The following is a 19,261-nucleotide window of genomic DNA, read 5'->3' on the forward strand; positions in this document are numbered from 1 at the left end:
ATAGTTATATTCTGGCATTAACCTACGAAGGGATTTCGCCGTGCGCTGGCTCAGGATTGCCATAAGTCTAACCGTCACGTTGCTGACCTTGCTCTGCATGCTCCCGGCCCAGGCCGCGCAAGGCAGTGGTTGGGCGGTATTGCTCGACGAACAGGGTGACCTGCAGCTGAGCGACATCCGCTCCGCCCGCTACACCAACCAATTCAGCCCCATCGAACTCGACCACCTTACGGCGGCCGAGCCCGACGGTGCGCTGTGGCTGCGTTTCCGGCTCGCACCGGGCAAGCATGAACAATTGCTGCGGGTGTTCGCGCCCGATCTGTTGCACTTCAACATGTATGTGCTGGACGGCGACAAGCTGATTGACCAGTCACATACAGGCAACGAACAACCCCTGGCGGACCGTCCCTTGCCCAGCAGCGACTTCATGCTGCCGCTGCCGCAAAGCGACAAGCCCCTGGACGTCTACCTGCGACTGGTTTCCGAACACCAGTTACGCCCCTACATCACCTTGCAATCGGCGGTCATCACCGCAGCCAACCAGAACCAGACACTGATCTACGGATTGCTACTGGGCTGCATCGGCATGCTTATCCTGCACAACCTCATCCGCTATGCGTATACACGTTCGACCAGCAGTGTCTGGTTGGCCGTGTGCGAAGCCTTGTTGGGGCTCAGCCTGGTGCTGTTGCTGAACCTGGCGGGACCCTGGATCCCGGACTGGCAGGCCGTGCAGACGCCCGGCGCCTACCTCGCCTTGCTGCTGACGGCCCCCAGCGGCCTGATATTCGCTTATCGCTTCTTCAAGCCCCTCGGACCGCATCCGCTGAACAAGCTGATCGTGGGCGACATCCTGTTCATCATGATCTGCAGCCTGCTGCTGCTGTTCGTCAACACGCTGCCACTGAACATCATCACCTACGCCCTGGTCGCCCTGGCGGGCCTGACCATGCTGTTTGTCAGCACCTATCACTGGCAAAAAGGCTATCGCCCGGCGCGACTGTTCGTGGCGGCCATGGTGGTGTTCAACCTGGGCACCCTGATCATCCTGCCCGCCTTGCTGGGGCTGACCCTGATCGAACCCCATGACCTGATCACCACCCTGCTGGTGTTCATCTGCATCAGTGGCCTGTTGATGAGCATCGCCCTGAGCGAACGCCAGCGCAGCATCACCGAAGCGCGTTTCAGCATCAGTCGTGACCTGGCGGCCAGCAACGCCGAGATCAATGCCAAGGCCGAGTTCCTGGCGAAAATCAGCCACGAGATCCGCACCCCGATGAATGGTGTGCTGGGCATGACCGAGTTGCTGCTGGGCACGCCACTGTCGGTCAAGCAGCGCGACTATGTGCAGACCATCCATAGCGCAGGCAACGAACTGCTGACGTTGATCAACGAAATTCTCGACATTTCCAAACTCGAGTCCGGTCAGATCGAACTGGACGATGTGCAGTTCGACCTCAACGCACTGATCGAAGACTGCCTGAGCATCTTCCGCGCCAAGGCCGAGCAGCAGAACGTCGAACTGATCAGCTTCATTCAGCCACAAGTACCGCGCGTCATCAGCGGTGATCCGACGCGCCTGCGCCAGACATTGCTGAGCCTGCTGGAAAACGCGCTGAAGAAAACCGACGAAGGCGAGATCCTGATCGTCGTCGCCCTCGACGAACGCAGCAGCCATCCACGCTTGCGCATCGCCGTGCAGGACAGCGGCGAACCGATGGACGTCGAAGAGCGCGACGCGCTGATGCAGGCTGAACTGCACAGCAAGCATTTCCTCTCTACCAACCACCTGGGCGGTAATCTGGGGTTGGTGATCGCCCGTCAGTTGATCCGCTTGATGCAAGGTGAATTCGGCATCAAGAGTGGTAACAGCCAGGGCAGTACCTTGTGGCTGACCTTGCCCCTGGACCCGGACCGACTGGAGCATCCAACCTGCGACCTCGATGGCCCCCTGCAGGGTGCACGGGTGTTGGTGGTGGATGACAACGACACCTGCCGCAAAGTGCTGGTGCAGCAATGCAGCGCCTGGGGCCTGAACGTGAGCGCGGCACCGTCGGGCAAGGAGGCATTGGCGCTGTTGCGCACCAAGGCGCACCTGCGTGACTACTTCGATGTGGTCCTGCTGGATCAGAACATGCCTGGCATGACCGGCATGCAACTGGCCGCCAAGATCAAGGAAGACCCGAGCCTGAACCATGACATCCTGCTGATCATGCTGACCGGCATCAGCAATGCGCCGAGCAAGATCATCGCGCGCAATTCGGGGATCAAACGCATCCTTGCCAAACCGGTGGCCGGCTATACGCTCAAGACGACCCTGGCCGATGAACTGACCCAGCGCAACAAAGGGCTGGCGGTGCCGCAACACCTGCCATCCGGTCCGCCTCTGCCGATCAAGGTCCCCAGCGATTTCCGCATTCTGGTCGCTGAAGACAACAGCATTTCGACCAAGGTCATCCGCGGCATGCTGGGCAAGCTCAATCTGCAACCGGACACCGCCAGCAACGGCGAAGAAGCCTTGGTGGCCATGAAGGCGCATCGCTACGACCTGGTACTGATGGATTGCGAAATGCCGATCCTCGACGGTTTTTCGGCGACCCAGCAACTGCGCGCCTGGGAAGTCGGCAATCAAAGAACCCGCACCCCGGTGGTAGCGTTGACCGCGCACATCCTCGCTGAGCATAAGGAGCGTGCACGCCAGGCTGGCATGGATGGGCACATGGCCAAACCGGTTGAGCTCTCGCAGTTGCGCGAATTGGTCGAACACTGGGTTGCCCAGCGCGATCAGCAGAACCGCGCGACGACGCCCACGTCCTGAGCCGACAGACTCCACGGCGCCTGTTAGACTCCCCTCGACTTCCCCCACCAGTGAGCCTGCCCCATGCTCCACGTGTTGTTCAGCGTTTACCTGAAGATGTTGGTGCTCTATAGCCCGTTCTTCGTGTTGTCCTGCTTCATCAGCCTGACCCGCGGTTATTCGCGCAAGGAACAACGCCGACTGGCGTGGAAGGTGGCCATCGCCACGCTGGTCTCCAGCGTCCTGCTGTATCTGTTCGGACGCGTGATTTTCAGCGTATTCGGCATCACCGTGGATGCCTTCCGGATCGGCGCCGGCAGCGTGCTGTTCATCTCGGCGTTGGGGATGGCGCAAGGCAAGTCGGCGGTGCAGACCGATAATGTGCAGCAGGACGTGACCATCGTCCCCTTGACCATTCCGCTGACCGTCGGCCCCGGCACCATTGGTGCCCTGCTGGTGATGGGCGTTAGTCAGCCGCACTGGGACGATAAGCTCACGGCTATCGTCAGTATTGCCCTGGCCAGCTTCACCGTCGGCGTGGTGCTGTACCTGTCCAACCGTATCGAACGCATTCTAGGCGACCAGGGCTTGCAGATCGTCAGCCGGCTGATGGGCTTGTTCGTGTGTGCGTTGGCGGCGCAGATTATCTTTACCGGGGTGAAGGGGTATTTGGTGCCCTGATTGCACAAGGCACCTGCCAGGACCTGCTAAATCGTCAGGCTGGCGATCTCGAGATGTTCAGACTGCCGCCGTGCACCTAACCACTGCACGGTATCTGCCCTGTACTCGCCAAAGACGCCTGCATTGAAACGAGCGGTGTAAAAATAGGCGTTCACCGCGCCATGCAGATCACTGAAAGCAAAGTCACGCCCCGTGAATAGCCTGCCGACTGATCCGCGGGTATCAAAAAAAACCGAAGCGCTATTCAAGGACCCACGTTCATTGACCACACCAATGCACGCCCTGATGCGCTTCATCCCCTTCACATTCAGCGCTGCCTGTTGGCGGAAGATCTGCTCCAGGTTCATGTTGTCCGGCAACGCGGCGACCTTATCCAACACTGCCAGAAAAACAGTCGCCTGCTCACTATCCAGATTGTTTTCAAAGACCGTCGCAAACGCCTCTCTCAACGAGAACGTCTTTTCGGCAATGGATGTAAACGTACCGGTCGTCACATTTTGCCGATCGTAGACCCAGCCACACTCATACAAGATACTTTTGTAAGCCTCGAACCAATCCAGGCCGTTCGGCTCGTCAGGAAACTCTTCATCGGCAGCAAGCTGAGTAAAAAGCAAAGCATCAATCACATCTTGTTTCGTGGCGAACGACAATTCTTTTGATAAAGCCAGCATGCAACATCCATTGATGTAAATCGAATAGTCCATATGTCTATATCCATCGTGCAAACCAGAGGCAAACGCCTCCGGCCAAGGCTGGCTATCTTTTACTTCCTGTGCCGCGCAAATCGTTTGCTTCGCATCTCTTTGCGCCGCAACCCAAGGACAGACTCAATATCATCTTTTACTTCAGCATAGGCAAAAGGATTAAAGGTGAGATAATTCGAACCCTGGTAAATATCAACATTAGTGACTTTGAGATCAAAGAAAAGGACCTCACCACCGAACGTATTGCTTTCATGATTGATCGACGAAAAAGAAACAATAATGAGACCATTCTTTGCTTGCTCACACGGCAATATGGCCAGCTTCACACCTTTTGCTGTCACTACATCGTAATTGAATAGCTTGACTGTATCAGGTTCCTTTTCCAAAGCCGTCAAGGTAGAGTCTGCCACGGCACTCAACACCGTTGCACCGGGAATGGCGGCTACTGCCGCAGCAATCCCTGCCTGGACAATGGACGTGACGATATTTTTCATCGTCCCCGAGCCAGACTGCTTTTTGTATTCCAGACTCGCATGAATTGGAACAGAACATCCCATATCCAACATGCAATTGATAAATGCTCGATGCCAGGCCGCAGGGTTCGGATCATTTTTAGTTTCGTGATCAGCTTCCAGCTTCGAAAAACTGATGAGGTTTTCGATAATCATCATGTTCTCGAGCGAAATACCATCGCCGTAACCGATGAGTGAATTACCTAAAACCAAAGCATCCAGTTCCTTGGTAGGACTCGACGCCGCCAAATCAGCGGAACCCACCAGACCTCTTGCACGGGGAGCGTTAACCAACAGTGCCTTGGCCCTGGCAATACGCGCCTTTCCCAAATCCGTGCAACCCTTGAGAGCGCTTGAATCTTCAAAACTTTCCATATTCAACATTCCTTTAAGTTCGTCTACAGCCCTCCTGGGCGTATTAACGAATCTAACCCACCCCCTCACCGAGCAACAAACCCAATTAAATGACCATATATGTAAAGCCGGCACCACCCCGCGAACAGACGGATTATTCGAGCGAAACGACCCGAATAATCCGACCTATATGACCGCGACTTGTCTAGTTGATATCGACCAACTTGTCACCGTAGCTACGTGGCGTGTACACCCACAACGATCCCTGAGGCCGAGCAAATACGCGAGTCGTGGATGAGCCAATCAACACCATGGTTCGCATGTCGACTTGATCCGGCGTCAATTGACCGAGTGTCGTGACCCGCAACGTCTGCCCCGGGCGCCCTACATCGCGTCCCAACACGACGGGTGTGTCAGCAGCACGATGCAGCGCGACGATTTCCAGTGCACGCCCCAACTGCCAAGGCCGGGAACGTGAGATCGGGTTATAGAAAGCCATCGCCAGGTCGGCTTGCGCCGCAAGGTCCAGGCGCTTCTCGATGATGTCCCAAGGCTTGAGGTTGTCCGAAAGCGACAGTACGCAGAAATCATGCCCCAACGGGGCGCCTGCCTGGGCAGCCGTTGCCAGCGATGCCGAAACGCCCGGCAGGATTTCCAGATCAACGTTGTGCCACGCTGGATCGCGGGACTCATGCAGAGCCTCGAGTACCGCTGCGGCCATGGCAAAGACACCGGGGTCCCCGGAAGAAACGACCACTACGCAGCGACCCTGCGCCGCAAGCTCAAAGGCGTGGCGGGCACGCTGCATTTCTTCACGGTTGTCGGTGCAGTGCAGGACCTGATCCGCACGGAACGGTCCCGCCATGCGCACATAGGTTTCATAACCGAGAACGTCATTGGCGCGGGCCAGTTCCGCCTTGACCGCAGGCACCATCAGATCGGCGGCGCCGGGGCCGAGACCGATCACCGCCAGGCGACCGCGAGGACGGCCAATCGACGAGGGGTCCAAAGGCTGCTTGGCAACTGCGATGGCAACGGCCTCATCGCCAAACACGGAAACAGGCTGTTCGATGGCGTTACGCATCAGGTTACTGGCCGCGCCAACATCATCGACAAAACGTAGCGGCACACCCAGCTCAAGCGCCGCTTCACGCAGTGTTGGACTCGACATTTCACTATCGGCAGCCAGCAGGCAGGCCAACGACTGCACGGCGATTTTTGCCTGATGCAAAGCCTCGCGAACTGCACCGGGAACATCAACCACGCCAGCACCGACCGCGACCAACACGTTGCGTGGATAAATCAGCAGCTCATTGGCAGCCGGCGTACGCTCGGCATGACCGACGTGAACGGCCAGCCGCGCTTGCGGGTTTTCCGGTAACTGCGCCTGCACTAACCAAGGCGCCGCCCCTTCGATTCGCACCGACTCACCGGCGAGCAAATCGGAAACGAAGCGTTTGCCCAGCTCAAGATCACCCAAGGCATAACCGCTGGGTGGATTCAGCAGGCAGGTACCAAAACGCAATTCGCCACTGGTGGTGATCGCCGCTGAAACGTCCAGTGCCGCAGCAACCTCCCGCGCCAACACGTTCACGCCAGCCAAACCACCGAGCAGCGGCACCACGGCGCTCCCGTCTTCGGCGACGGCGAGCACGGGTGGCTCGGCCCCCTTCTCCAGCAGCAACGGCGCCAGGGTGCGAATGACGATACCGGCTGCGCACAGGGCGATGATCGGCGTGTCTTGTTGATAAAGCTCACGCAATGTCGCACCGAACTCGCGGTAAGTGCGATCGGCACCGACGACACGTTCGTCCAGGCCGTGGATCAAGGCGCCGGGGTACAGTTGTTGAATGCTGCGCGCGGTGGCGAGGCTGCCATTGCCGAGAATGACAATGGCCGGAGCTGGACGAGTCATCAGCCTTGCCACCTTTCACCGGGAACGATGATCAGCGAGAAGTACGGCGACGACATAGGCTCGACCTGATCCAGCGGCACGATCTTCTGGTTGGCCATGGTCGCACGCTCCACATACAGCGCTCGCTCGGCCAATCCGAGTTCTTCCAGCACCTGACGGACTTTCGGGAAGTTACGGCCCAGTTTCATGATCACTGCCGCATCGGCGTCAGCCAGGCGACGCTTGAGATCCTCGTGAGGCAGCACGCCGGACAGCACCGACAGGCTCTGGTTGCGATACACCAACGGCGCGCCCAGTACCGAAGCACCGCCGAGCATGGAGCAGACACCCGGCACCACTTCGGCCTCATACCGTTGCGCCAGCCGATCGTGCAGGTACATGTAGGAGCCGTAGAAAAACGGATCGCCCTCGCAGATCACTGCCACGTCACGACCCGCATCGAGATGCGCGGCCAGCTCTTCACCGGCCGCATCGTAGAAATCGCTGATCACTTGCTCGTAGGACAGTGGTGCCGGCAACGCTTCGGTGGTCACCGGGTACACCAGTGGCAACAAGGTTTGGGCGTCCTGCAAATGCGCTTCGATGATGCCGAAAGCGTTGCCCTTCTTACCCTTGGCGACGAAGTACGCCACTACCGGCGATTCGCGCAGCAGGCGCAGCGCCTTGACCGTAATCAGTTCCGGGTCACCCGGCCCCACGCCAAGGCCGATCAAACGTCCAGGTTGCTGCATCATTCGATCTCCGTGGCGAGGGCATTGACGGCGGCGGCGGCCATGGCGCTACCGCCCAGCCGACCTTGCATGATAACGAACGGCACGCCACGACTGTCGGCGGCCAGTGCTGCCTTGGATTCGGCGGCGCCAACGAAGCCCACGGGGAAACCAAGGATCAACGCCGGTTTGGGCGCACCGGCGTCGAGCATTTCAAGCAGGTAAAACAGCGCTGTCGGCGCGTTACCGATCACCACGACACTGCCTTCCAGATGAGGACGCCACAGTTCCAGTGCCGCGGCGGAACGGGTGTTGCCCAGTTCACGCGCCAGCTGTGGAACGCTTTCATCTCGCAGGGTGCAGATGACCGGGTTGTTCGCTGGCAAACGCGCACGGGTTATGCCCTCGGACACCATCCGCGCATCACACAGAATCGGCGCGCCGGCGGCCAGCGCATCGCGCCCGGCCTTGCCCGCGCCCGTGGAAAACTGCAGGCCATCGATAGCATCGACCATGCCGCAAGCATGTATCACACGGACTGCGAGTTTTTCCAGATCGGCCGGAATGCGTTCGAGGCTGGCCTCGGCCCGGATGATCGCGAAGGAATTGCGATAGATCTCCTGACCGTCGCGGATGTAATCAAGCATCAAGGGGGCTCCGTGAGCGGGCATCGAGCAAGGCCGCGACCGCTTCAATAGTAAGATTGCGAGCGTGCAGCGCGCCGAAACCCGGCTGCGCGGCATCGCGAAAATAGAGGTCGTAGTGACCAGGGCGCGTCGCCAACAATGTGACGGGCGCCGTGTGCGCGCACGCGCAGGAGCGCGAACAGCCAGACAAGTGAACCTGCACCTGTGCGGATTGAGCATGCAGCCGATCGGCCAGTTGCCGCGCGTCTTCCTTGGTATCCGCCAAGCCTTTGCCGCAACCGGCCGATCCGGTGCAGGCCACCAGATGGGCCAGGGTCTGATTGGCGTCGACCAGATAACCCAATGCCTGCAATTGTTGACGCAGGGCTGGTGAATCTTCATGGCGAATATTTGGCAGCAACAGGCTTTGCCAAGGGGTCAGGCGCAGGCTGGCATCACCAAACGCCTCGGCCAGATGAGCCGCCCCCTTGAGCATCGTCGGGTCCAGTCGCCCCAGCGCAGGCACCGCGCCGACATAGACAAGGCCTTCCTGACGCTGCGGATGACTGCCGATGTGCAATCGCGCGGTTGCAGTCGAGCGCTGCCATGGCTCCATGGCAAACAAGGGCACGCGCTCGGCCAACCGTTGCAACAGTGAATCCAGCGAATGCTCAGTCAGCAGATGTCGCATCCGCGTCTGATCCGGCCGTGCAAGTTCGAGAAACAACTCCAACACCGCCATCACCAACGCATGTCCGTCACGCAGCGATACCGCTGCCAACGGCGCATCGGTGGGACACCCTGCCAGACCGAAGGCCAGCACAGGCTCGCCATTTCGATCAGCCGCACTCAGCCATAGGTCATGGGGATGCTCAAGCATTGCCAAGGCTTCACCGCCATCCAGTTGCACGGCGAACTTGGCCGATAACTCATGGAAGCGCGCATGGGTTTGCAAGCTGTCGAGAATTTCTCGGGCCAAGGGCCTGCTGTCGATCAGCATGTGCCGGTCAATGCCGGCGCTTGGGCTGAGCATCAGATTGCGCACATCATCGCCAGCGACGTTGACCGGCCCCAACCCGACGGCCAGCAGACTCTCGATCAACGCGGTGGACTGCTGGCCAATTCCGCGAATTTGCAGATTGGCGCGGTTGGTCGCCTCTATCACGCCACCGGCATAGCGTTCGGCGGCATCAGCCACCGCCACGGCCTGATCTGCGCGAATAGCCCCGCCGGCAAGTTTGATCCGACAAATACCGCCATCCAGCGCCTGCACGACACGCAACAAACCGGGACAGGCCGATGGGCGCAAGGGACTGGATGTCTGAGGTGAATTCACGGGGATGACCGGCAACGGGACGAAGGGGCGCATTATGCCTGCTTTGTCCGGCGGGATGAAAAAGCTCAAGTGGATTGACGACGAAGCGTGCTCGCCCAAAGGTCAACGATCGCTCGCCCGAAGTCTGAAACGCCCACCGGCATTTGCGCTTCAAAGACAACTGCACAATGTATTTAACAGCCAGTAGCAGTTCTTCAAGCCAACGTTATTTTAGCCGCAGGCAGCCTGTTGTACTTTCTCCACCAGGAAGACCACTTCCTCCACTAAAATTTTATTCAAGGACTGAATATGAACAGTAGGAACTTCTCCGGCGTATTGACCGGCCCCACTCTGCTTTCAAGCATTGAGGACATATCACTTGCGGATCATGACGACCTGACCCACTGCACACAGATCGCCACCCAATCCGCCGACACGGCCTGCAGTCGCTTTGTCGATTCGACAAAGTGGCTGAATGAATATATGACGACGCTGAGTTTCCTGGGGTGGTCTGTCTTCCAGGATGCAATCTTTACCCGCACCCGTCACGATGTCTTGAGAAACGTTGCGGATTTCCTGGTCGAGAGCGCCGGGAAGATGCCCGACAGCCGACAAGGTAACGCGATGATCGACACGCTCGACGCCCTGAAACCCGACAAGCCCGCGCTGCTCTCTCTGGACCAGGAAAGTCTCCTGGGTCGACACTTTCAGGTCATTCCCGCTCGCTATGACGCCAAGGGCTTTCTGGAAATTGCGGTTTTCAATCTTGAATTGGTAGCGTCTACCAATGAAAGTAACTTCCTGTACGTCGAATCGGAAAAGCGCTCCGCCACAATTATCCAGCAACGAGCTTATCTCAAACTGGATAAAAGAATACTTGAAACAAAAAGGACGCTTATTGATAAAAAGCGTCGCGAGATCAGAATGAAGAGATTCGACCTGCTAAAAAACAGCCCTAAGAAACCAGATTAAATCCCCATCGTTTTGCAGGGCAGTCATCGCCCTTGAACGCGATTTCATCGACGACGACGGGCGAATGCAATCGACACCGCGTTATGATGCCCCACCGCGCCGGTCGAGATGGACCTGGCCGCGGAGATGATTGGGCTTTGGTCGATAGAAGAGGAATGGCATGCCCCCTTGGCTGACAGTGGTAGGCATCGGTGAAGACGGCTTCAAGGGCCTGGGCAAGAACGCTCGGCACGCCCTGCTGGGCGCTTCGCGGATCATTGGCGGTCAGCGGCAACTGGATTTGCTGCCGGTGTGTATTCGTGCTGAACGGCAATTGTGGCCCAGCCCGTTTTCGCTGGCGCCGGTGCTGGAGCGGTACGGTGAGCCCGTATGCGTGCTGGCCAGCGGTGACCCCATGTTCTTTGGTGTTGGCGCCAGCCTCGCTCGGCAAGTACCCAGCAGTGAAATGCTGGTCTTGCCCGCGCCATCTTCTTGCTCACTTGCCGCCGCGCGGATGGGCTGGCCGTTGCAGGATGTGGTGACGCTGTCGGTGGTCGCTCGCCCCATCGCAGCGCTTAATGCGCAGCTGTCCAGTGGCGTTCGTCTGCTGGTGCTGAGCAATGACGGCCAAAGTCCCGCCGCGATCGCGGCACTGTTGCGCGAACGCGGGTTCGGGCCGAGCCGCCTGAGCGTGCTGGAACATTTGGGTGGTGAGGCCGAGCGACGCATCGACGGTGCGGCCAACGACTGGGCCGACCCGGTTGTCGCCGACCTGAACCTGATCGCCATAGAATGTATCGCACAAGCAAACGCACCGCGTCTGTCGCGACTGGCCGGCCTGCCGGACTCCGCCTTCAGGCACGACGGCCAACTGACCAAACGCGATGTGCGCGCCATCACACTCGCTCGACTGGCACCGGTTCCCGGTGAGCTGTTATGGGATGTCGGTGCCGGCAGCGGCTCCATTGGCATTGAATGGATGCGCGCTCATCCCAGTTGCCGGGCACTGGCCATCGAGGCCGACGAAGGTCGGCAGCTGTTGATCGAGCACAACCGCGACGCACTCGGTGTGCCCGGCCTGCAATTGATTCGCGGCAGTGCACCGCAGGCGCTGGTGGGACTCGAGCGTCCGGACGCGGTTTTCATCGGCGGCGGCGTCACCCGCGAAGGCGTGCTCGACGCTTGCTGGGCAGCGCTCAAGCCTGGCGGCCGCCTGATTGCCAATGCGGTCACGCTGCAAAGTGAAATGACCCTGATGGCCTGGCGCGAACAGCACGGGGGCGAGCTGACGCGTATTCATATCGCCCAGGCGCAGCCCCTGGGAGACTTCGACACCTGGCGCCAGGCGTTGCCGATTACCTTGCTGGACGTGGTCAAACCCTTCGATGCGTGACGAAACCGCCGAACAACCCGCACCACTGCGCAGCGGCCTGACCACAGGCAGCTGCGCCACCGCGACCAGCCTGGCGGCGGCTCGCCTGCTGCTCGGTGGCACTTCGTCGGATGCCGTGCACATCGTGCTGCCAAAGGGTAAGCAGGTGCAGATGCGCCTGGAGTTCTGCCGCCTGATCGACGGTGGCGCCGAGGCAGGGACGATCAAGGATGCCGGAGACGACCCCGACGTAACCCACGGTGCGTTGCTCTACTCTCAGGTGTGCCTGCGCAGCGAACCGGGTATCGGTTTTAATGCCGGGCGTGGTGTTGGTACGGTCACCCGCCCGGGGCTGGTGCTGGGCGTTGGCGAGCCGGCGATCAATCCCGTACCACGCAAGATGATCAGCGATCACCTGACGCTGCTTGCCAACGAATTCGGCTACCGCGGCGGTTTCGAGGTCACGGTGAATGTCGAGAACGGTGAGGCCCTGGCGCTGAAAACCATGAACCCGCGCCTGGGCATTCTCGGCGGCCTGTCGATCCTCGGCACCAGCGGTATTGTCCGGCCGTTTTCCTGCGCGGCCTATATCGCCTCGATCCACCAGGGCATCGACGTGGCCAAGACCAACGGCTACCTGCACATCGCCGCGTGCACCGGCAACGCCAGCGAAGACACCATGCGCCGGGTCTACAACCTGCCGGAAATCGCCCTGATCGAAATGGGCGATTTCGTCGGTGCCGTGCTCAAGCACCTGCGCAAGGTTCCGGTCGAAAAACTCAGCCTGTGCGGCGGCTTCGGCAAGATCAGCAAACTGGCGGCCGGGCACATGGACCTGCACAGTCGGCACTCGAGCATCGATCTGCCGCAACTGGCCGAATGGGCCGCCGCGGTCGGCGCCGATACGGCGCTGCAGCAAGGCATCCGTGAAGCCAATACCAGTCAACAGGCCCTGGCGATGGCCAGCGCCGCCGGCATCGCCCTCGGCGATGCCGTGTGCCAACACGCCCTGGACTTTGCCCGCAGCGTGGTGCCGGCGCAGGTTCAGGTCGAAGTGTTTGCCATCGATCGCCAGGGCGGAATTGTTGGCCATGCAGGAGCTTTTCAATGAAGCGAATTCTGTTGCTGGGTGGCGTGACCGAGGCGCTGGCGATTGCCAGAACCTTCGGCCCGCAACACATCTATAGCCTGGCGGGTGTCGGTCGAGTGCCGACGGACCTGACCTGCCAGGTTCGAGTTGGCGGCTATGGGGGTGCCGAAGGGCTGGCGCAATTCATACGCGATGAAGGGATTGATCTGCTGCTCGACGCGACCCATCCCTACGCCGCCCGGATCAGTCAAAACGCCGCGACGGCGGCTCGGTTGAGCGGCATCGCCTGCTGGGCGCTGCGACGTCCGGCGTGGCAACCGCAGGCCGGCGATGACTGGCGCGAAGTCAGTGATTGGGCCGAGTTGATCGACGCGCTGAAACCCTTCCGTCGACCGCTGTTCACCCTGGGTCGCGAGCCCTTGCAACACCTGGACGAAATCCCGCCGGAGCAATTCTGGACCTTGCGCGCGCTGGACGTTTACCCCGGCAACGAACGTTGCGAAGTGATCGGTGCACGCGGACCGTTCCTGATCGACGAGGAACGCGCCTTGTTCGAACGTCGGCAGATCGACGTGCTGATCAGCAAGAACAGCGGCAGCAGCGCCACTGAGCCGAAGCTGGAGGTGGCGCGCGAGCGGGGGGTGCCGGTGCTGGTGTTGAAGCGGCCGGTGTTGCCGGTGGTAGAGCGCGAATTTGAGTCGGTGGCCGAGGTGTTGCGAGCAATGACAGAACAGGTTTTTATCTGAGAATTGTGAACGCCTTAGTACGTCTTCGCGGGCAAGCCCGCTCCCACAGGTTTTCTGTCTGGCATTGATCATGTGTCCGATGCCGATAACTGTGGGAGCGGGCTTGCCCGCGATGGCGTCATTGATAGCGATGCAAAAGTTAAAGTCTAAAAATCCACCAGCATTTACTTACACCCATTTAAAAGACGACTGACAAGTTTAAGTGACACTGGCATTTCGCTATTCGCAGCTATCATGATGGATATGAGAACCTCGTGCTGCGACACCACACCGCACGCGGTGTTTTTACTTATCGGCCCTGATCAGGCTAAATACCCACGCCTGATCGCCCACCCACCGGATTTGTCCCATGTCCCGACAACGGCTCGCAATTGCCTGGATAGCCTGCTTCGCAGTGCTGTTCAACATGCTCGCCATGCCGATGTCCGGAGCGATGGCGCAGATGGCGAAGGCGCCAGCCGAACAAGTGTTGTGGGGCAGTTTCTGCTCGTCCAGCGGCACCCGGGTGGTGGCGATCTCCTTGGGCGATATCGAGCAAAAAGCCCCGCAAAGCGACGATCATTCCAACATGCAACATTGCTGGTGCTGCAGCGGCTCCGCGCCATTGGTGGCGTTGCCCGGACATGAGCCACGGTTGTATTACACGCAGTTCGAAGCGAATCGAAGCCTGCCTCCCGCCGCATTCAATACCCCGACACCCCGCCAGCAATGGCCCAGCCTCAACCCCCGTGCCTCGCCTCTGGTGTGATGACATCTCGCAATTGATCTGCGTTTTGAATCGCCTGGAGAACTGCCATGTTGAACAGACTTATCGTTCTGGCCGCGTTGCTGCTGCCTGCCTGCTTTGCCAATGCCCACGAATACACGCTCGGCGATCTGCAGATCGCTCATCCCTGGTCGCAGGAATTGCCGCCCAATGCGCCCACCGTCGCGGCCTATTTCGTGATCCACAACGCAGGCAAGACCGCCGACCGCCTGCTCAGTGTCGACTCGCCGATCTCGGGTGAAGCGCAATTACATGAGCATGTGATGCAAAACGACCTGATGAAAATGCAGTCGGTACCGAGCGTGGAAATCCCTGCGGGTGGCGATGTCACCTTTGCACCGATGGCCTACCACGTCATGTTGCTGGGGCTGAAAGACCGAGGCCTGCTGAGCGATGGCAAGCGCTTCCCGCTGATCCTGCACTTCGAGAAGTCCGGTGACGTGACGGTCGAAGTGGCGGTGCAGAAGCAGGCGCCCGAGGCCACGCAAAAGCACGCTCACGCTCAATAATCCGCTGAGCTGAGGCCGCCCATGCGCCCGCCAGGCACCAGGTCATCCGCCCACCGTCGTCAGCCCTTGAGCCTGACGCGCGGCAGCTGGATCAGCCTGTTCGCCATGTTGATGATCTTTATCGGTCCACTGATTTCTCAGTCGATGCCGATGGATCAGCGTACCTCCATGCCCCTGGACATGAGCATGAACATGTCGATGGACATGAGCATGGACATGTCGGCGATGGATCACGCCGCTCACGCCGCTCAACCGACGGCCGAGCATTGCCCGCCAGCGTCCGGGCATCACGCAATCTGGGAAAAATGCGGCTATTGCAGCCTGCTGTTCAATTGCCCGGCGCTCACCGGTGGCGCTGCATTCACAGCGTTCGATACCCCGCTCGCCAACACGTACACCACGCCATTTCCTCGCCTGGGCCATGCCCGGCGAACCTTCTTCCCCGGCGCCCGCACCCGCGCCCCGCCCTTCGTCGCGTAAACAACCCACCTCTGGTTTCACACGGTCCTCCAGGAGCGACCGTGTCGTTTACGACTGTTCGATGGAAATTGTCATGTCCAGGTTTGCTGCTGTCCCCTGCTTGAGCGCTGCCCAAGCCACCCTTGCCCCGAACGAATCCAGCATTCGCTTCAGGCACGCCACCGCCCTCCTGTGCGGTGCCTTGCTCGCGCCTTCCGCGCTGGCCGATGAACACGCAGGTCATAGTGAAGAATTGACCCCGACGGTTATCACCGCGATTGCCCCGAACTCGCCACTGACCATCGTCACCAACCCCAGGGAGCCGCGCCAACCCGTGCCGGCCAGCGACGGGTCGGACTATCTGAAAACCATTCCGGGCTTCGCCCAGGTGCGCAATGGCGGTACCAACGGCGACCCGGTGTTGCGCGGCATGTTTGGCTCACGCCTGAACATCTTCACCAACGGCGGCATGATGCTCGGCGCGTGCCCCGGCCGAATGGACGCTCCGACCTCGTACATTTCCCCGCAAACCTACGACACACTGACCGTCATCAAAGGTCCGCAGACCGTGCTTTGGGGACCGGGGGCTTCGGCCGGCACCATCCTCTTCGACCGCGAACCGGAAAGCTTCGGTGAGCTCGGCACGCGGGTGAACGCCAGTGTGCTGGCCGGCTCCAATGGCCGTTTTGACAAGCTGGTGGACGCAGCCGCCGGCGGGCCACTGGGTTATGTGCGGGTGATCGGTAACACCGCCCAGGCCGACGACTACAAGGATGGCAACAACGACACGGTGGCATCGCGTTATGACAAGTGGAACGGCGACGTTGCGCTCGGCTGGACCCCAGACGCCGATACCCTGCTGGAGTGGACCGCCGGCAAGGGTGACGGCGAGGCACGTTATGCAGGACGCGGCATGGACGGTTCGCAGTTCAAGCGCGAGAGCCTTGGCCTGCGCTTCGAAAAGTCCAACATCAGCGACGTGCTGGAACAGCTCGAGGCGCAGGTCTACTACAACTACGCCGACCATGTGATGGACAACTACACGCTGCGAACGCCGTCCGGCACCGGGATGATGGCCGGCCCCATGGCGTCCAACGTCGACCGGCGCACTCTTGGCGCGCGAGTCAAGGCTACCTGGCGTTGGGCCGATGTGCAGTTGGTCAGTGGCATTGATGCGCAGACCAACGAGCACCGCCAACGCAGCGCCATGGGCATCGACACCTACAAGGACCAGCCGTACACCAAGGACGCCGACTTCCACAATTACGGAGTGTTCAGCGAACTGACCTGGTACGCCGCCGAGCGTGACCGACTCATTACCGGCGCACGCCTGGACCGCGCTTCGGCCAAGGATTACCGGCAAACCATCGGCTCGGGGATGATGACCCGCCCCAACCCAACCGCCGACGACACGCGTGCCGATACGCTGCCCAGTGGCTTCATGCGCTACGAACACGACCTGGCCGACAGCCCGACCACACTGTATGCGGGCCTGGGCCACACCCAGCGCTTCCCGGACTACTGGGAACTGTTTTCGCCCAATTCCGGCCCCGCCGGATCGGTGAATGCCTTCGATTCGATCAAGCCCGAGAAAACCACCCAGCTCGACTTCGGCCTGCAATACAAAGCTGAAGATCTCGAAGCCTGGGCCTCGGCCTACATCGGCCAGGTGCGCGACTACATCCTGTTCAACTACACGCCAGCCATGATGGGCATGACCTCTCAAGCACAGAACATCGATGCGCGAATCATGGGTGGCGAACTGGGTGCCGCCTACCCACTCAACGAGCACTGGAAAGCCGACGCCACCCTGGCCTACGCCTGGGGCAAGAACAGCAGCGATGGCAGCGCCTTGCCACAAATGCCGCCGCTGGACGCCCGCTTCGGCTTGACCTACAGCGAAGACAACTGGAGCACCGGCGCACTGTGGAGAGTGGTTGCCGCGCAAAACCGTATCGACCAGAACAAAGGCAACGTGGTCGGCAAGGACTTCGACAAGACCCCGGGTTTTGCCGTGTTCTCGCTCAACGGTGCCTATCGGATCAACCAGCACTGGAAGGTCAGCAGCGGCGTCGACAACCTGTTCGGCAAGGCCTACGCCGAACATTTGAACCTGGCCGGCAACGCCGGTTTCGGTTACCCGGCCAATGATCCGCAAGCCATCAAGGAACCCGGGCGCACGCTCTGGACCAGGATTGATATGAGTTTCTAACAACAAAAGTCAAAAGATCGCAGGCTCCTGCGGGAGCTGTCGAGTGAAACGAGGCTGCGATCTTTTACAGACAATTGATTCGCCAAGCGGAGCACAACCGATGAAACAGCCCAAAGTGAATTTCTACAACCTGGCCTGGCGCTGGCACTTCTATGCCGGATTGTTCGTTGCGCCATTCATGGTGATGCTGGCCCTGACCGGCACCATTTACCTGTTCAAACCGCAACTCGACTCACTGATGTACAGCAGCCTGCTCAACGTCCCTGCCGGACACCACACGGTGCCGGCCGATGACCTGCTCAACCGGGTCAAGGCCGCCTATCCACAAGGCACGATCAAACAATACCTGCCGCCGATAAACCCCCAGCGCAGTGCCCAGTTTGTCGTGCTCAACGGCGGTAACGAGCTGAATGTGTTCGTCGACCCGTATCACGGTGACATTCTCGGCGAGCAAGATGCCAAGAAGAACCTGCAGGCGGTCGCGCGAGCGATTCACGGCGAACTGATGATCGGCACCGTGGGTGACCGACTGGTGGAACTGGCCGCTGGTTGGGGGGTGGTGCTGGTGGTTTCCGGGGTGTTCCTGTGGTGGCCCCGTGGTCAGGCCGCAGGCATTCTCTGGCCTCGCCTGAACAGTCGAGGCCGGGTGTTGTGGCGTGACCTGCATGCCGTCACCGGCTTCTGGGGCGCCTCGTTGTTGCTGGTGATGCTGCTCAGCGGCATGACCTGGACCGGCTTCTGGGGCCAGCAATACGCCGCCGTCTGGAATGTCTTTCCGGCAGCGATGTGGGACAACGTGCCAAAGTCCGACGTCGAAGCGCGCAGCCTCAACAGCGCCACCCGCCAGACTGTGCCGTGGGCCATGGAAAATACGCCGATGCCGATGTCCGGCGATCATGCCGAACACATGGCCCACGGCGCAGCGCCAACCGGTCCCGCCGCGCCGACCATCAGCCTGCAGGATGTGCAGAACATCGCCGTGCAACGCAAGGTCGAGCCCGGCTACAGCATCACCTTCCCGACCACGGCCACTGGCGTATTCACCATCGCTGTGTTCGCCGATGACCCACGCAATGACGCCACCCTTCACATCGATCAGTACACTGGCGACGTCCTCGCCGACGTACGTTACGAGCACTACGGCGTCGTCGCCCGCGCCACGGAAATCGGCGTGATGCTGCACGAAGGCAAGATGTTCGGCACGCTCAACCAGATCATTGTCCTGCTGATCTGCCTGATGATCTTGCTCAGCGCGGTCAGCGGCGTCGTGATCTGGTGGAAACGCCGTCCGCAAGGCAAGTTCGGTGTCCCACCGCTGCGCCACGACCTGCCGAAATGGAAAACCGCGATGGTGATCATGTTCGCCCTGGCGGTGGCGTTCCCGTTGGTGGGGATCTCGCTGGTGGTGGTATGGCTGCTCGATCGGCTGCTGTTGTCGCGCCTGACCCGGCAAACTGAAACCGCCTCACCGTCATCCTGAGTCAGGCGAGATGCGCGGGGGCCCCGCGCATCTCACTGGCAATTGCGAATTTCCTTGCCAGC

General features: G+C 60.1%; 17 protein-coding genes. 11 read left to right on the forward strand and 6 right to left on the reverse strand.

Translation table 11 applies throughout. The annotated features are described in order from the left end of the window. Positions 1-40: 40 nt before the first annotated feature. Positions 41-2,818 (forward strand): hybrid sensor histidine kinase/response regulator, encoded by a 2,778-nt coding sequence (locus AC1Q8Q_RS14305; protein WP_492615171.1) that lies wholly within the window; start codon positions 41-43, stop codon positions 2,816-2,818. Positions 2,819-2,881: 63 nt separating this feature from the next. Then, entirely contained in the window at positions 2,882-3,478 is a 597-nt protein-coding gene (locus AC1Q8Q_RS14310; RefSeq protein WP_008058841.1) for a MarC family protein, read from the forward strand. A gap of 26 nt (positions 3,479-3,504) precedes the next feature. On the opposite strand, the gene AC1Q8Q_RS14315 is transcribed toward AC1Q8Q_RS14310, so the two are convergent. The 6 genes from AC1Q8Q_RS14315 to cobG all read right to left on the reverse strand — a co-directional run bounded on the left by AC1Q8Q_RS14315 (position 3,505) and on the right by cobG (position 9,668). Continuing rightward, complete coding sequence (locus tag AC1Q8Q_RS14315; RefSeq protein ID WP_168757172.1) at positions 3,505-4,182, reverse strand: hypothetical protein; 678 nt, start codon at positions 4,180-4,182, stop codon at positions 3,505-3,507. Positions 4,183-4,241: 59 nt separating this feature from the next. Continuing rightward, positions 4,242-5,069 carry a hypothetical protein gene (locus AC1Q8Q_RS14320; protein WP_168757171.1) on the reverse strand — a complete coding sequence of 276 codons (828 nt, stop codon included), beginning with the start codon at positions 5,067-5,069 and terminating at the stop codon, positions 4,242-4,244. Positions 5,070-5,253: 184 nt separating this feature from the next. After that, positions 5,254-6,963 (reverse strand): precorrin-3B C(17)-methyltransferase, encoded by a 1,710-nt coding sequence (cobJ, locus tag AC1Q8Q_RS14325; protein ID WP_492615172.1) that lies wholly within the window; start codon positions 6,961-6,963, stop codon positions 5,254-5,256. Next, positions 6,963-7,694 carry a precorrin-2 C(20)-methyltransferase gene (locus AC1Q8Q_RS14330; protein WP_033043996.1) on the reverse strand — a complete coding sequence of 244 codons (732 nt, stop codon included), beginning with the start codon at positions 7,692-7,694 and terminating at the stop codon, positions 6,963-6,965. The genes cobJ and AC1Q8Q_RS14330 overlap by 1 nt, the downstream gene beginning before the upstream one ends. Next, positions 7,694-8,320, reverse strand: coding sequence for a precorrin-8X methylmutase (locus tag AC1Q8Q_RS14335; protein ID WP_168757169.1), 627 nt, complete (start codon positions 8,318-8,320; stop codon positions 7,694-7,696). The genes AC1Q8Q_RS14330 and AC1Q8Q_RS14335 overlap by 1 nt, the downstream gene beginning before the upstream one ends. Next, positions 8,313-9,668, reverse strand: coding sequence for a precorrin-3B synthase (cobG, locus tag AC1Q8Q_RS14340; protein WP_492615173.1), 1,356 nt, complete (start codon positions 9,666-9,668; stop codon positions 8,313-8,315). Before cobG ends, AC1Q8Q_RS14335 begins: the two co-directional genes overlap by 8 nt. Positions 9,669-9,923: 255 nt before the next feature. On the opposite strand from cobG, the gene AC1Q8Q_RS14345 reads away from it, so the two are divergent. From AC1Q8Q_RS14345 to AC1Q8Q_RS14385, 9 genes are all read left to right on the forward strand, one after another. Next, positions 9,924-10,586 carry a hypothetical protein gene (locus AC1Q8Q_RS14345; RefSeq protein WP_492615174.1) on the forward strand — a complete coding sequence of 221 codons (663 nt, stop codon included), beginning with the start codon at positions 9,924-9,926 and terminating at the stop codon, positions 10,584-10,586. Between the two features lie 160 nt (positions 10,587-10,746). Beyond that, entirely contained in the window at positions 10,747-11,958 is a 1,212-nt protein-coding gene (gene cbiE, locus AC1Q8Q_RS14350) for a precorrin-6y C5,15-methyltransferase (decarboxylating) subunit CbiE (RefSeq protein WP_492615175.1), read from the forward strand. Next, positions 11,951-13,048 carry a cobalt-precorrin-5B (C(1))-methyltransferase gene (locus tag AC1Q8Q_RS14355; protein WP_492615176.1) on the forward strand — a complete coding sequence of 366 codons (1,098 nt, stop codon included), beginning with the start codon at positions 11,951-11,953 and terminating at the stop codon, positions 13,046-13,048. Before cbiE ends, AC1Q8Q_RS14355 begins: the two co-directional genes overlap by 8 nt. Beyond that, positions 13,045-13,773, forward strand: a complete 729-nt coding sequence (locus tag AC1Q8Q_RS14360) for a cobalt-precorrin-6A reductase (RefSeq protein WP_168757165.1) — start codon at positions 13,045-13,047, stop codon at positions 13,771-13,773. Before AC1Q8Q_RS14355 ends, AC1Q8Q_RS14360 begins: the two co-directional genes overlap by 4 nt. A gap of 349 nt (positions 13,774-14,122) precedes the next feature. After that, positions 14,123-14,521, forward strand: coding sequence for a DUF2946 domain-containing protein (locus AC1Q8Q_RS14365; protein ID WP_168757164.1), 399 nt, complete (start codon positions 14,123-14,125; stop codon positions 14,519-14,521). A gap of 47 nt (positions 14,522-14,568) precedes the next feature. Then, the gene (locus AC1Q8Q_RS14370; RefSeq protein WP_168757163.1) at positions 14,569-15,048 is read left to right on the forward strand and encodes a copper chaperone PCu(A)C; all 480 of its coding nucleotides are present in this window, start codon (positions 14,569-14,571) and stop codon (positions 15,046-15,048) included. A 21-nt stretch (positions 15,049-15,069) separates the two neighbouring features. Beyond that, positions 15,070-15,528 (forward strand): DUF2946 domain-containing protein, encoded by a 459-nt coding sequence (locus tag AC1Q8Q_RS14375; RefSeq protein WP_168757162.1) that lies wholly within the window; start codon positions 15,070-15,072, stop codon positions 15,526-15,528. Positions 15,529-15,601: 73 nt separating this feature from the next. Continuing rightward, entirely contained in the window at positions 15,602-17,719 is a 2,118-nt protein-coding gene (locus tag AC1Q8Q_RS14380; protein WP_492615177.1) for a TonB-dependent copper receptor, read from the forward strand. 100 nt (positions 17,720-17,819) lie between these two features. Further along, on the forward strand, positions 17,820-19,199 hold the full coding sequence (locus AC1Q8Q_RS14385) for a PepSY-associated TM helix domain-containing protein (protein ID WP_168757160.1): 1,380 nt from the start codon (positions 17,820-17,822) through the stop codon (positions 19,197-19,199). Positions 19,200-19,261: the final 62 nt, after the last annotated feature.

The organism is Pseudomonas sp. GW823-FHT06B06 (assembly GCF_058795195.1).

Excerpts from the sequence above, each read along its gene's own strand:
- AC1Q8Q_RS14310 (WP_008058841.1), top strand. The coding sequence starts at position 2,882 with ATGCTCCACGTGTTGTTCAGCGTTTACCTGAAGATGTTGGTGCTCTAT.
- AC1Q8Q_RS14315 (WP_168757172.1), bottom strand. The coding sequence starts at position 4,182 with ATGGACTATTCGATTTACATCAATGGATGTTGCATGCTGGCTTTATCA.
- AC1Q8Q_RS14320 (WP_168757171.1), bottom strand. The coding sequence starts at position 5,069 with ATGGAAAGTTTTGAAGATTCAAGCGCTCTCAAGGGTTGCACGGATTTG.
- cobJ (WP_492615172.1), bottom strand. The coding sequence starts at position 6,963 with ATGACTCGTCCAGCTCCGGCCATTGTCATTCTCGGCAATGGCAGCCTC.
- AC1Q8Q_RS14330 (WP_033043996.1), bottom strand. The coding sequence starts at position 7,694 with ATGCAGCAACCTGGACGTTTGATCGGCCTTGGCGTGGGGCCGGGTGAC.
- AC1Q8Q_RS14335 (WP_168757169.1), bottom strand. The coding sequence starts at position 8,320 with ATGCTTGATTACATCCGCGACGGTCAGGAGATCTATCGCAATTCCTTC.
- cobG (WP_492615173.1), bottom strand. The coding sequence starts at position 9,668 with ATGCGCCCCTTCGTCCCGTTGCCGGTCATCCCCGTGAATTCACCTCAG.
- AC1Q8Q_RS14345 (WP_492615174.1), top strand. The coding sequence starts at position 9,924 with ATGAACAGTAGGAACTTCTCCGGCGTATTGACCGGCCCCACTCTGCTT.
- cbiE (WP_492615175.1), top strand. The coding sequence starts at position 10,747 with ATGCCCCCTTGGCTGACAGTGGTAGGCATCGGTGAAGACGGCTTCAAG.
- AC1Q8Q_RS14355 (WP_492615176.1), top strand. The coding sequence starts at position 11,951 with ATGCGTGACGAAACCGCCGAACAACCCGCACCACTGCGCAGCGGCCTG.
- AC1Q8Q_RS14360 (WP_168757165.1), top strand. The coding sequence starts at position 13,045 with ATGAAGCGAATTCTGTTGCTGGGTGGCGTGACCGAGGCGCTGGCGATT.
- AC1Q8Q_RS14365 (WP_168757164.1), top strand. The coding sequence starts at position 14,123 with ATGTCCCGACAACGGCTCGCAATTGCCTGGATAGCCTGCTTCGCAGTG.
- AC1Q8Q_RS14370 (WP_168757163.1), top strand. The coding sequence starts at position 14,569 with ATGTTGAACAGACTTATCGTTCTGGCCGCGTTGCTGCTGCCTGCCTGC.
- AC1Q8Q_RS14375 (WP_168757162.1), top strand. The coding sequence starts at position 15,070 with ATGCGCCCGCCAGGCACCAGGTCATCCGCCCACCGTCGTCAGCCCTTG.
- AC1Q8Q_RS14380 (WP_492615177.1), top strand. The coding sequence starts at position 15,602 with ATGTCCAGGTTTGCTGCTGTCCCCTGCTTGAGCGCTGCCCAAGCCACC.
- AC1Q8Q_RS14385 (WP_168757160.1), top strand. The coding sequence starts at position 17,820 with ATGAAACAGCCCAAAGTGAATTTCTACAACCTGGCCTGGCGCTGGCAC.